Source organism: Zunongwangia atlantica 22II14-10F7 (assembly GCF_002094855.1).
GTDB lineage: Bacteria > Bacteroidota > Bacteroidia > Flavobacteriales > Flavobacteriaceae > Zunongwangia > Zunongwangia atlantica.
On sequence record NZ_ARYN01000018.1, the window covers coordinates 56,221 to 70,449 of the forward strand.

Consider the following 14,229-nt stretch of genomic DNA (forward strand, 5'->3'; position numbering starts at 1 on the left):
TATTGATTTTATTCGTAAAACTCGATCTCAACAATACGTAATTGGCCTTTGGCATCGGCGGCTTTTTTGTCTTTGTACAAATCAAGTTCTTTTGTTGGGTCTACTTCTATAATTTCGTTGTAAGCATCAGCTTCGGTATTGGCACCAATCAATGCGATTTTGATAGCATCTGTTTCTACTTTTTCTAGTGGAATCGTAATATACCCCAAACTTTGCCAGGTTTCACCTTCAAACAAAACTTGATCTTTTGCGGTAATGCGAATTGGATACGTTTTGGTGCGCCATCCCGTAAGTTTTATCACGCATTGACTTGCAGTTACGGGTTTTGCAAATTCATATTCAATCCATCCGGTGTTTATGCTGCCATCGTTGGTCCACTCGGTTAATTCGTTGTCATCGTAGGTATGATAGGTTTCTTCCAGATTTGCCCCAGCAGTAGCATTGGCGATATAAATAGTTTCTCTTTTTTTACTGTAAGAAGGCGTTTTTGGTGTGGGACCACGTTCTAAATTCAGCGGTAGATCTGCTCCCGGAAATTGTGTAGACAATCCGTTTGTAGATTCAAAAGGAACAGAATTCAAGGTGATTTGCGCCGATTTTAATCCTTTTGCTTTTGCTTTTAATTTGATTTTTCCAGCTTCAGTGGTAGAACGAAACATTACGCGATTGATACCGTTGATCACTGGTAACTTTTTAGAAAGAATATTGTTGTTAGAGCCATCTGCTAGTCCGCCCAACCAATCAGCTTTTCCAGAAAGTTCAAAGGTGATTTCTGAATGATCTACAGGGCAACGATTTCCATCTTCATCTACAACTTCTACATCTACCAAGGCAATATCTGCAGCATCGGCAAGCAATCCATTTGGAGCAGTTCGTAGCTGTAAACGAATTTCTTTAGGTTCGCCGGCTGTTTTTTTAGTGCTTTCTGAAAGAATATTTCCATCAGCATCATAACTCACCGCTTTTAAAGTTCCGTGTTCAAATTGGATGTTTTCAAAAGTGAATAAAAATTGATAACTCTGTTTGCCAAAACCAAGCGATTTTCCATTCAGAAATAATTCTACTTTAGCTCCGGTAGCAACTACATATTCATTCTTTACGGTACCTTCTTTGTAATTCCAATGTCCTAAAATATGTGAAGAATGCTTTTCAATATCTACCCAACCATTCCACATTATCTGATGCACAAAATAATTATCTTTCGGAATGCGCATAGGATCTACTTCACCACTAGAACGGTAATTTTCTTCACCGCGATGATGCGTGTTCGAGTCTGAAAAAATGATGTTGACGCCCCCCGAACTTACTCGATTTCCGGTGCCGGGTCTTGCTTCAAAATAATCAAACCAACGCACCACATTTTCAATAGCGTGTGCATCTTGATTGTGGTTATATGAAGTGGCAGGATTTCCTTTGTAGAGCGGCCCGTCGCCTTCTTTGTGAAAAGGAGGAGTGAACTCGTCCCAATATTTGCGCAAACCTTCGTCACGTGAATATTCAGTTGCCCACATCGGGATGCCGGCGCTGTGATTAATGTATAACATTTCGCCACCATATTCTGCTTCCTGACTGTCGAGCATTTCCCTCGATCCAATAGCTCTACCGCCGTAAGGATCAAAAGTGTTACGAATGCTTTTCATTTCGTGCATATGCGGTTCGCTGATGGATTCATTTCCGCATTCGTAGAAAATAATACTGGGATTATTTCTGTTGTAAATGATGGCGTCGCGCATTAATTGAGTGCGCTGTTTCCAATGATTTCCTTTGCTGTCACCTTCAGAATCTCCGGCTGGCATTGCCTGAATGAGACCTAGACGATCACAAGATTCTACATCTTGTTTCCAGGGCGTGGTGTGCATCCAACGTACCAAATTGGCATTGCTTTCTAACATTAAATGATTGCTGAAATCGCTCACCCAAGGCGGAACCGAAAGTCCAATCGCTGGCCACTCATTGCTGGTGCGTTGTGCATATCCTTTCATTTGCAACACGCGATCGTTGAGGTACACCATCCCGTTTTTAAAAGCTGTTTTTCTAAATCCAGTTCGGGTTTTTACCTCATCAAGTAATTGGTTGTTTTCAAGCAATCTGGTTTTTACCGTGTATAAATACCCGTAACCCCAACTCCAAAATTGAAGGTTTTCAATTGCTTTTTCAGCTTGAATAATTTTCTGTTCTCCAGGTTGAAATTGAATGTTTTCGGATGCAAATTTTGCAATTTCGTTTCCGTCAGCATCTTCTAACACAACTTCATATTGAAGTGTTTTGCCTTCATTTGATTCATTTTTAACTTCAGATTCGGCGTGAATAGTCGCTTTTTGATCGGCAATATTGAAATCTTTCGCATACACATAAACTCCGGTTGTTTCTAAATTGGAGTAGAGTGGAAGTGTTTGATAAGTTTTCGCCGTGATGTGCAATTTTACATTTTTCGGGATACCGCCGTAATTGGCATTGAAGTTTTTATCGTTCCAACGATAAGTAGCGTTGGTTGATTTCTGGCGATAATCCCACGAATTATCAATGCGCAATGCAATCACATTTTCTTGATTTCCGAACTTGATTTTTTCCGAAAGATCAAAACCAAAAGCCATTGTTCCGTTTTCGTGCAGTCCTATTTTTTCGCCATTCAGATAGATTTCTCCTCCCTGTCGAATGCCTTCAAACTCAATGAATACCTTTTTATCTTCAAATTCTTGCGGAATTTTAAACGACTTTCGATACCAGACAATTCCGGTGGTAAGCTCTTCAATAGAAACCCGAAAAGCTTCTTCTTGATTGTAGGCGTGCGGCAAACTCACGCTGGTCCAATTGACATCATCAAAATTCATTTGTGATGCTTTTGGAACATCGCCTGTTTGAAATTTCCAATCAGGATTAAAATTGAATACTTGTCGGTCAAATCCTTGCGCATTCAATTTTAATAGACAACACAAAAGAATGACTAAGCTTGGTATTGATTTTCGGAAATGCATAGGCTTATTCTTTCGCTTCTTTCGGCAAATAAATATAATCGCGGATGTAGCAATTTCTAATTTGCTCTAAGTTTTCAGCAACTGTTAAGGCATTCACTTCAGCACCTTCTATATTGGTGTGCGTATGGTCTTTTGGAAAATACTCTTTTACTTGGTCTTTTCCCATAGCTTCATATTTGAGGGCTACAGCATCGTTCAGATTTACAAAAATGGCATCCATTTCTTCTGCGGCTTGTTTTGCTAAACCAGCATAATCGTCGTCATTGCGCTCTACTTTATCTCCATGCCAAATATTTCTAGGAACCATACTCAATACGATTGGAGTGGCGCCTTTGGCTTTGGTTTCTTCAATGTATTTTTTCATATACCATCCATAGGTGTGCACCACTTCGGTACTGTCGTTTCCAAAATCTACTACCTGCGTTTCATCGCCCATTCCGCGAATAGAACCACGATATTTTGGCGTATCAATATGTCCGCCATCGTTATGACCAAATTGCATCAATACAAAATCACCTTCGTTTAGCGAATCTTTCACTTCGTCCCACAAACCTTCACCACGATAGGTACGACTGCTGCGACCACCTCTGGCTTTGTTATGAATGCGAACTCGGGTAGTGTCGAAATATTTTTCGAAAACAACACCCCAACCCACAATCGTATCGTTATTGCTGGCAACGGTAGAATCTCCAATTAAGAAAATATCTTTCTTTTCAGGCAAATGCGTTTTAGGGTCTTTCAATAAATATGTTTTCAAATCATTATCAGACGCAGCTAAACCTTCCGAAATTAAAGTAGCCGAAAGCAGCGCTCCACGTGCCGAAGTATGCGTATGGTCACGTTTGTAAAAATATGTTCCGGTTACTTTTTCTTCTCCTATTGGATTCAAAGCGTTGACCATTCTTTCATTCAAATTGATGAAGGTAACGCCTTCTTCTTCTGCAACTTGTTTTGCCCAACCACCGTACGATTTATCGTTTTTAGACAATTTTCCGTCCGTCCAATCATTACGAGGGATAGGCGACATAACTACCGGAATTGCTCCTTTTTCTTTCGCTTCTTTGATCACTTTACGCAAATACCAACCGTAAGAATGTACTACTTCGTGTTTGCCGGTAAGCATATTGTCAATTTCTTCGCTTTCTTCTCCAACTCCTTTAATAGTACCACGCGCACGAGAATCATCGTTCAACGCGCCGCTATCATTATGTCCGAATTGCAACAACACATAATCTCCTTTTTTCAGACTATCTTTCACCGGCTCCCACAGACCTTTACTCTGGAAAGTTCGGCTACTAGTGCCACCTAAAGCGTGGTTTTCAATATCAACTTTGGTGGTGTCCAGAAACTGATCCATATAATCACCCCAGCCCCAAAGTCCGCCGTCACCTTTACCGCTACCATTTTTCACAGTAGAATCGCCGATGATGTAAACGGTGGGTTTGCCTTCTGGTTTTTGTTCGCAGCTCACAAAGCTTGCCATAAGTAATAACACAGCAAATAACTTGGTTGTTTTCATTTTTAATTTGATGTTTTTTTGGGCGCACCCCTGTTGGGTCGGGCTTTCCGTTTCAATTCCGTTTGCTTCCTTCGGTCGCAATACGGGATTTACTCTTCAATCCCTTGCGCGGTTATTTTTTTCTAGATACCAGACCGCTTTGCTATTAGAGTTTAGAATCTAGATTTAACATATTTCTTCGTAATTCCGTGTCTGCCTCGCCGGCAGGCAGGTTCAGGACGACATTTCATCACTTCTTTAGTCTATAATCTATCGTCTAATTTCTAAAATCTCATATCTAACTACTCACTACTAGAATCTATTCTTCAAAATCCCTAAAATCAAACCATAATTTCATGGAAATACCATCATCACCATTTTTGATTCGGATATTGGTAGGCTGACTGCTTGGTCCTTGTTGCGAAAGCGGTTTAAAAGCGTGCATTCCCGGAATCTCGTACATAAACGAAATATTTCCTTCTGGAAAACTTGGGTGTGCTTTGGCTCTGGATACAATATTTTTAGGACTATCTGGCGTAAATAAACGTAGGAATAGTTTATCTGATTCACTGAAAATTCTAAAAGTTTTGTCTTTTGCTTTTAGTTTTCCAGCTATGAAATTGGCGTGGTATCCTTTAAATTCTGGATAGATAAGATTTTCAAAACTTTCTCCCGTAATGGTGTTGTTGTAGTCTTTGTGCCAAACGTTGTATTCCACACCGTCCAAACGGTTTTTCCAAACGCGGTACGGACCTTTTCCAAACCATTTGAAACCTTCAACAATCTCTTCCGGAAAATCAAAAGTAAGTCCGAATTTGCTAATTTCTCCCTGGAAAAATGCACCATCAAAACCACTGTTGCGTCCGGCGTTTTTCAGCATAATCGCTTCCATATGTATTCTTCCGTCGTTGGTGATCGTCCATGTAATATGATCGATTCCACCATTGTAAAATACAGTAGCTACTGCATTTTCTTTGTTGTTTTCAAGTTCAATTTTATCCACTTCGGCTTGCATTCCAATTGGGCGAGGACCGTTTACAAATGGCATTTCATCTTTAGCGTTGGTGATTTTAGTAATTTCACCTGTCTTTTTATCGAGCGTTACACTTACGTTTCCGCCATTTAAAACAACTGAAGTTCCATTGTCTGTAGCGCTAGCTTTTTCTCCATTATTTTTTTGAATGAATTTTGAAGCAAATGCATCAGCGTGGTGAATTTTCCACGTCCAAGTATAAATTTCTCTTCCGTGCTTGTCGGTAGCGGTAATTTCAACCCAATCACCTTCAAAGAAATTGTCTTTTACAGGCATTTTCAACTTACGCGTTTCACCTGGTTGAATGTCTGAAACTTCAAAGTCTCCTTTATAAATGGTTTCCACTTCAGTATTAGCATACAAGAAGTTTTTCGGCGCCTGTTGTACTTTATAAGTGATGTTGCACTCATTCAAATTGGTGAATAAGTAGGTGTTTTCAACTAAGAACTCACCATTAAAAGTTTGTGTGATTTGTAAAGGTTGAAACTGCATTGGCGCCCAAACTTCTTTCACAGCGTAGAAACTACCTTCTTTTTCACGGTGAGGGCCTAAAGCTCCATCGGGGGCTAAATTTCCTTTCGAATCATATTTTTGTTCTCCTGTCCAATCGGTTCTTAAGACAGCTTCATCACTAAAAACCCAAAGGAAACTTCCAGCAAAAAGTGGACTTTCACTGTAATGCTCCCAAAAGTCACGTAATCCGGAACCGATTCCGTTATCGTAAGTTCCGTGCATCGTTTCCGTGGGGAAAAATACATTTTCACCACTTCCAAAACGGTGCACTCCTGTTTGAAAAGTAGGGTAGTGGTGCGCATCCCAACCGTTGAAATCTGCCCAAGGATGAATCACAATTCTGTTTTGAGGATCGTATTTTGCGAAATCGTCATCCAATTCATAATTCCAGCCGCCTTCGTTGCCCTGATCCCAAATGATGACGGAAGGATGATTTACATCGCGCTGCACCATTTCCTTTACCAGTTTTTGTCCGGTTTCGGTGTCATATCCATTTTGCCATCCGGCTAATTCATCTAACACAAAAAGTCCTAGCGAATCACAAACTTCCAGAAAATGCGTGTCTGGCGGATAATGAAAACGTACCGCATTCATATTCATATCTTTGATGAGGTTTACATCCATCAAGCTGATGCGTTTGCTAGTACTTCGCCCGGATTCTGGCCAAAAAGTATGGCGGTTGATTCCTTTCATTTTTATTTTGGTGCCGTTCACGTAAATTCCATCACGCTTTCTGAATTCTAAAGTTCTGAATCCAATACGTTTTTTGATAGAATGTAAAACTTCTCCGTTTTTCTTAAGATCGAATTGCACCCAATACAAATTAGGATCTTCCGGATTCCACGGATTTATATTTTCAAACTGAACCGAAATTCGTTGTTTTTCAGCTTTTTTATCGAGCTCTTTTGTGAATTTTTTGAAGCTTGAAGAAGAAGCGCCATCTGCGATCAGCGAAATTTCAACTTCGGCATTTTTAGGAAGATTTTCAAACTCCAAATCGGCCGTTAAATTTCCGTCAGCTTTTGCATCAATGGCGACATGTTTGATATTAGTTTTGGGTAAAATACTTAACCAAACGGGACGGTAAATGCCACCAAATAACCACCAGTCTGCATAACGCTCGGCTCTATTTACATTATGATTTTCTGAATGTTTCCAAACGTGAACTTCTAGTAGATTTTTTCCGTCCTCATTGATTAAATCTGAAATATCGTAGCTGAATTCATAAAAACCACCCTGATGTTTTTCACCGGCCAGTTTTCCGTTGATTTTTACTTCAGTATCGGTCATTGCACCACCAAAATTGATGATTACTTGCTGATCTTCATACTCCTGCGGAACTTCAAATTCATATTTATAAAAACCTTCTTCTTTGCTAGGTTCTTCCTGATTCAATTCTTTGTACCAACGCCCGTAAGTATAGGTTCCGAAGCCTTCGGTTTCCCATTGCGATGGAACTCCGATTTTAGTCCATTCGCCTGAATTTTGTCCGTCGGTTACTTTAAAATCCCATTCTTTTTGATGTTCAAAATCGGGACCTGAAAGCATTATTTTTTGCGTTTCCTGAGCGTTTATATTCAGAAGAAACAAAGAACAGCAGAGAAAGAAAGTATGTTTTAGTTTGATCATTGTTGTTTAATTTCCGTAAGGTTTTATGCTTTCAAAACGCGGACTTCTAGGAACCGTCCAGCTAGAAAGTTGATTAGGTTTTTTAGGATCGTATTTTGGTAAATTGGTTTTAAAACAGTCTTGAAGCGACACATTTTTCTGCTTGATTTCCTGCATAAATGCAAGACAAATCTCGTTAGCTCCAAAATTGCTGAAATGCGTGTTATCTTCTAATTTTTCGGTTTGTCCCGGGAAAGTATTTGCTGGATACTGCACAAAAGCTTTTCTGGAGATCTCATCGCCCCAATTTTCGTACATTTTGGTGGTCGCCTTGGTAATATCGATTAGCGGAACTTCCATTTTTTTGGCAACTTTTCGCATTGCATCGGGAAAATCACCGTGCGTAGGCTGTAGTTTTCCATCTTTAAAAGCTCTTCGTTGCGTTGGTGTCGCCAAAATAGGAATTCCGCCCTTAGCTCGGGCAGCTTCGATAAATTCGGTTAAAAGCTTAGTGTATAACCCGTATGCGCCATTGCCTTCACCTTTAATTTTCTCGTCGTTATGCCCAAATTCGATAATTAGATAATCATTTCTTTTCAGCAAAGACAAGATTTTTTCTAGTCGTTTTCGAGCTTTAAACGATGATAAAGAAGCTCCGGAAGCCGCATAATTAGCGACTACGGCATCTTGATTTACATACAGCGGTAATAATTGTCCCCAGGAAGCCCAGGGCTCTAAGTCCTGATTGGTCACCGTAGAATCTCCCGCTAAAAATATAGTCGTTAAATGGTCTGGCAGAGTAATCGTTATTTGCTGAACCGCCGAGTTTCCAAGAAATTCCAGCGTTAATTTTTTATCCCAATCTAAAACATTTAATTCTCGTGGTTTTAAATTGACTTTTTCTGAAGTATTAGCGATTTCCTGATGGTGTAAATGCACATTAAAACTGAATGTTTTGGTTTGATGCGCATCCACTTTTTCCTGCGCCAGCATCAATCTTCGAGATTCAGTTTTTATGGTAGTTTCAGAAGCATTTTCGCCACCCAAAACCACGTCTATTTTATAATTTCCTTCCGGAAGTTTTACTGAAAAATAAACTGAAGTATCAGCAGTAAAACCTTGTTTTTCGAACTTTACCTGAGATTCCGAATTTAAATCGAAACCATAGCCAATATCTTCAGAATAGGTTTTATTCTCGGTTAAGTTTATGTCTGCTTTACGGGTTTTTGAAAATGAAATCGATTGCGCAAAACCTAATGTTGCGGATAAGAAAAGAACAAGGCTACACCCTAATTTTGATTTCATTTTTGGTTATTTAAATTTTCGGAAACACTAAATTATGAATTAAGATTTTGAATGGTATCCTGTACTATGATGATATATTAGCTATTTCATGTAGAATACTGACTTTAACATCTTTGATCTGGGGGAGTTATCTGGATTAGTTTCCATAATATCAGCCATATAATCCCACCATTTTTTCATGATCTGATGCTCTGGAAGTTTAGCTTCAGTAGAATTTTCGCTGAGATTTTGTATACCAATAAGATCTAGATTTTCTTCGTCTAAAAAGATGTGGTATTCAGAAATACCGGCCTCTTTAAGAAGTTGAGAAAGCTCTGGCCAAATTTCATCGTGTCTTTTTTTATATTCAGCTTCAAAGCCTGGCTTTAATTTCATTTTAAAAGCTACTGTTTTCATTTTCGCTTTGGTTTTAAATTTAAACGAACAGGTTGATCCCTGTCGCAGGTTATTTTTCCGTTCTCATATTGCAATTCGGCCACCTGAATAGAACTTCGTCTTGTATGATATTCATCTACACCTTTATTCTCAGGTGTTCTTTCGGGATGAGTAAAATAGAAGATATAAGCTTGACCATCCTGAACAATAACATCTGCATGACCACCTTTTACTTTATCGTCTTTTCCTGTGCCGGGTTTTTCCAGAATTCTTTCTTCTTGTTTTTTCCAGTTTACAAGATCATCAGATTGAAAAACGCTTAAACCATTCCACGAATCAATAATCATCCAATTGGTATCTTTCCACTGAAAAACTACTGCGCCTTCTCCGCGGGTACTCACTACTTTTTTACCGCTATCTTCCCAATGATATAAATCTTTACTATCTGCAAAATAGATAGATTTATTATCATTTTCATTATTATAATACATTCTAAAAGTGCCGTCTTGCATTTCGAAAACATAAGCATCGATACATCGCTTCGATGATAGATCAAGATCAGATTGATACGTCCAGTCTTTTAGATTTTTAGAAGTATAATGCGAAATATATCTTGGATGATACCAGCCTTCAAAAACTCCGGGAACAATTGTAACATACATATGATAGGTTCCTTCGTGATAAATTACATCTGGCGCCCAAAAAGTTAAGTCGTTTTGATCTTGTGGCTGGCCTTCGAAATTAGCAGTACCTTCGTATGTCCAGTCTTTACCATTTTTAGAAGTCGCATAACCAATTTTAGTACCATGAACCCAGGAAACACCTGGCAGCGAATCTGCTTTGGCCCTTCGATTGGTATAAAACATCACATACTTTTTGGTTTTACGATTTAAGATAATAACTGGATCTGCCGCGCCGTCCTGAACAGGATCTCTAAATAGTGGTTTTTCAGCAATATTTTTTTGAGCAAAAATTGATGTTGAAATGCCCAAAATCAATAAAAATAGAAGGTTTTTATACATTTTTAATTTTTAAGAGAGTAGTTAATAGGTAGTTTACTATTTTAAAGGCACATTTACTTCTTTTGCGTCTTTACTGAATTCATTTTCGAGTTTTTTCTTCAGTTTTTCTACAATTTCTGGCTCATTTTCGATAAGATTAGACGTTTCTGAAGGATCTTTTTCAATATTGAATAATTCAAATTCAGTTTCAGCATTCAAATGTCTTGTTCTTACCAATTTCCAGGGTTTTTCAATAAAACTTTCCTGTAAATGCCCACGTACATAGATTTCGTGATTATTATTTTGCTGATTTTGGATGTTTTTGAGTATACTTTTTCCTTCCACCTGCTGCGGAATTTCAGTATTTGCCAGCTCTAAAAAAGTTGGCATTAAATCGATAATACTGGTATAAGATTCTATTTTTTCCTGAGTAAATTTCTTATTCCATGAAAGAATCGCCGGCACTCGTATAGCACCTTCATAATTACTTTTTTTGAAATCTCGAAGCGGTACATTACTCCCTAATTTATCGTTAGGACCATATTTACCGTCATATTGCTCGTTAGGAAACCAATTTTCCTGAGCACCATTATCGCTTAAAAATAAAATGATGGTATTTTCACTTAGATTCAACTGGTCTAATTTTTTCAGCACTTTTCCAATAGCATCATCTAAATGCGACATCGCAGCAGCATAATCTCTTCTGGACTCATTTTCGATAAAATTATACTTGTTTTTCCATTCTTCGGGTTCCTGCAATGGCACATGTGGTGCGCTGTATGCTAATTGTAAAAAGAAATTTTGTGACTTGTTTTCATTTAGCCAACTTATAGCCTCCTTTGTAATAAGATCTGTTGCGTGACCTTCTTCTTCGATAAGCTCTCCATGCCTATGCCAACTAGGATCACCATTTTTATAGTGATGAGAATACTGGTCTATTTGCCCGTGTAAAAAGCCATAAGAATAATCGAAACCATAAGCTTTTGGGCCGCTTTCTGGTTTTAAACCCAGATGCCATTTTCCCATTAAAGCAGTTTTGTAGCCTGCTTTTTTCAATGCCTGCGGAAGCGTTACCAGGCTATCTGGTAAGGTTTTTTCACTACGCCCGCTAATTGGTGCTACAATTCCCATTCGGCTGGCGGGCATCCCGGTTAGGAAACTGGCACGAGAAGGTGAGCAGGTGGGGTTTACATAAAATCGGTTAAGCTGAATTCCGTTTTTAGCAAGTTTGTCGATATTCGGAGTTTTGATTTCTGAACCATGAAAACTCATATCATTCCATCCTGCATCATCAGCAATAATGACTACAAAATTTGGTGTTTTTTGATCTTGATTTTCTTCAGTTTTTGCTGAAGTTTTTTCTTTACAGCTTGCAACTAAAGCTAAGATCAAAAAAGATAATCCAAAAATGATATTCTTAGTGCTAAACTTCATTATTTATAGAGTTCCAGAATAGTATTTTTATTTCCTGAAATTTTAAAACTAGTAATATTTTCTTCGGAAGAATTTTCGGCTTGTACATTAGTTTTGCTGAAGCTTCCATGAACTTTTACCAGGTAGTTTCTGTTTTCGATCTTGTAATTCCCTTCAGGAAGATTGATGCTTATTTTTGTTGAATCTGGATTAGATTCTAATTCAATTTTAGTCAGACTAAAACTTCCATTTTGGTAATCTAGGCTTTTTCCGTCGTCATCATAAAGATAAAATTTTGAATCTACACCGGGATAAACATCTAGTGTAATTGTTTCAATTTCTTTCTCCCCAACAAATTGCTGTAATTCCTGTGATGGAATAATAGCGCCACTTTTAATGAAAATCGGCATTTCTTCAATAGGGCAAAGCACATTTAAATATTGTTTTCCTTTAAAAGTTTCGCCGGTCCAATAATTTGTCCATTCGCCTTCTGGTAGATACACCACTCGTGTTTGCGCACCTTTTGTGGTTACCGGGCAAATCATCATCGAATCTCCAAAAAGATATTGATCTGTAATTTCGTAAACATTAGGATCCTCCTGATAATCCAATACCAAAGCACGCATTAATGGCAAACCAGTTTTATGATTTTGGTAAGCGGTACTATAAATATACGGAATTAAACTATATCGAAAATCGTCGTATTGTTTGAATATTTTTTGTGCTTCTTCACCATAATTCCAAGGCTCTTTGTAATTAGGATGTTCCATTCCAAATAGATGAGCTATTGGGCTAAAAAATCCAAACTGGCACCATCTAATATAAAGTTCTGGATCTGCCACATGTTCAAATCCGCCCATATTATGACTCCAATAACCAACGCCAGACATCCCGATGTTTAATCCTGCTTTTATTACCGGTTCAAAATATTGCCATTCGCTTGGCCAATCTCCAGCCCAGATAAATGGGTAGCGTTGAATGCCGGCATAACCCTCTCGAGTATGGTTCATCCCTCTAATCCCATTATATTCTTGATATTTTGTGAAAGGCGCTTTTGCGTAAGCTACAGGGAAAATATTATGTAGCGATTTAATTTCTTCGCCTTGTGGACCGGTTTTTTCACTCTCGTTTGCCTTTCTTCCAAAGGCGCTTCCTTCATCGGTTTTAAAAAACATAGCGCCTTGTTCGGCTACACGCATAGCACCATTTTCCCACCACCAATTCACAGCATCTTCATCAAAAAAGTTTACAAATTCTCCGCTATTATTAGGTTCAGGATATACATAACCTGCTTCGCGCGCTTCATCTAATAATCTTAATTTTTTACCATTATCAAATCTAGGACGCACGTGCAAACCAACAGCATTTAGATTTAATGCATAAAGACTATCGAACATTTGTTCAGTATTCGTAAAAGTTTCGCGCCACTCGAAAGTTGTCGCACCGCTACCGCCATTTTCGCCAAACATTCGCCAGGTAGAATCTAAATGCAGTACATCTACAGGAGTTTGAAATTCTCTAAATTTTTCAATTAAACTAACCGGGTAATTTGCAGAAGTTTCTTCTTCGTGTCCCCAGGTTCCGCCGCTATAGGTCCCAACATGTAGTCCCATGGCAAATTTTGGCAGCATGGGAGATTTACCGGTAATCGAGGTGTAGTGGTCTAAAATTTTAGGAAGATCTGGCCCGTAAATAAAGTAATAATCTGCTTCAGGATCTTCAGAAGAAAAAGAATAAATTTCAGGGTCTGTTTTTCCCATATCCCAATCTGAAGGATAACTGGTGTGATAAAAAATTCCGTAGCCTTTAGTACTCATAAAAAATGGAACAGGGGAGTAGTTGGCTTCTAAAACATTGTAAGCACCAATAATGTGAGGTTTCCCAATACCGCGCCCCACTTCCAGATGTACAGATTTTCCGCGTCTATCCAAGAAATCCATACGCTCTCCAAAACCAAAAAAGTGTTCGTTAGCCTGTAATTTTTTAGAAGTTTTAGTAATCGTTTCTGAAGATGATTTTTGATTTACAGCATCTTCTGAAAGTAAGTTTCCCTGTAGATCGAAAATCGATAATTTGAATGGAGATTTTTGAATTTCAAGTTTAATTTTAGAAGTCTTGTAGCTTATTTTTGCTGAATTTTCTTCTTTCTTAAAATCTACTTTATCCCAATTGTAGCGAGTTACCATGTATGGCTCGTTTGCTTTAAAATCTTTGGTTTTAGAAGATCTTATTCTAAGTATTGAAGGTGTGCAAAACTCAATTTTCAGGTTATTTATAGAAGTTTCTATCGTTAACGTATTGTTTTTGCTATCAATACTTTTAAAAGAATTACTCTGTGCATTTACAAGAACACTTCCTGAAAATAAAAGAATAAAGAAAAATGACCAATCTTGGGATTTTAAGTATAAATCTTTCATGTAGAAAAGTTATAATTTCAGCATTTCACTGCTTAGGATTAAAATAGCGATAAGGTCCTTTTGAGACCTTACCGCGTTACACACTACTAAC

General features: G+C 38.2%; 8 protein-coding genes. All 8 read right to left on the bottom strand.

Features of this window, described 5'->3' with window-relative positions; all coding sequences use genetic code 11:
- Window positions 1–8: 8 nt before the first annotated feature.
- The 8 genes from IIF7_RS17460 to IIF7_RS17495 all read right to left on the bottom strand — a co-directional run bounded on the left by IIF7_RS17460 (window position 9) and on the right by IIF7_RS17495 (window position 14,138).
- The gene (locus tag IIF7_RS17460; RefSeq protein WP_245801668.1) at window positions 9–2,918 is read right to left on the bottom strand and encodes a sugar-binding domain-containing protein; all 2,910 of its coding nucleotides are present in this window, start codon (window positions 2,916–2,918) and stop codon (window positions 9–11) included.
- A 61-nt stretch (window positions 2,919–2,979) separates the two neighbouring features.
- Window positions 2,980–4,494: a rhamnogalacturonan acetylesterase gene (locus tag IIF7_RS17465; RefSeq protein ID WP_084842997.1), complete on the bottom strand. Its 1,515-nt coding sequence runs from the start codon at window positions 4,492–4,494 to the stop codon at window positions 2,980–2,982.
- Window positions 4,495–4,792: 298 nt separating this feature from the next.
- Window positions 4,793–7,648, bottom strand: coding sequence for a glycoside hydrolase family 2 TIM barrel-domain containing protein (locus IIF7_RS17470; RefSeq protein WP_084842973.1), 2,856 nt, complete (start codon window positions 7,646–7,648; stop codon window positions 4,793–4,795).
- Between the two features lie 6 nt (window positions 7,649–7,654).
- A complete protein-coding gene (locus IIF7_RS17475) occupies window positions 7,655–8,932 on the bottom strand; it encodes a rhamnogalacturonan acetylesterase (protein ID WP_084842974.1) in 1,278 nt (425 codons plus the stop codon).
- Between the two features lie 81 nt (window positions 8,933–9,013).
- Complete coding sequence (gene rhaM, locus IIF7_RS17480) at window positions 9,014–9,328, bottom strand: L-rhamnose mutarotase (RefSeq protein WP_084842975.1); 315 nt, start codon at window positions 9,326–9,328, stop codon at window positions 9,014–9,016.
- Window positions 9,325–10,329: a family 43 glycosylhydrolase gene (locus IIF7_RS17485; RefSeq protein WP_084842976.1), complete on the bottom strand. Its 1,005-nt coding sequence runs from the start codon at window positions 10,327–10,329 to the stop codon at window positions 9,325–9,327. Before IIF7_RS17485 ends, rhaM begins: the two co-directional genes overlap by 4 nt.
- A 36-nt stretch (window positions 10,330–10,365) precedes the next feature.
- Entirely contained in the window at window positions 10,366–11,742 is a 1,377-nt protein-coding gene (locus IIF7_RS17490; protein WP_084842977.1) for a sulfatase-like hydrolase/transferase, read from the bottom strand.
- The gene (locus IIF7_RS17495; RefSeq protein ID WP_084842978.1) at window positions 11,742–14,138 is read right to left on the bottom strand and encodes a glycoside hydrolase family 31 protein; all 2,397 of its coding nucleotides are present in this window, start codon (window positions 14,136–14,138) and stop codon (window positions 11,742–11,744) included. Before IIF7_RS17495 ends, IIF7_RS17490 begins: the two co-directional genes overlap by 1 nt.
- Between the last annotated feature and the right edge of the window lie 91 nt (window positions 14,139–14,229).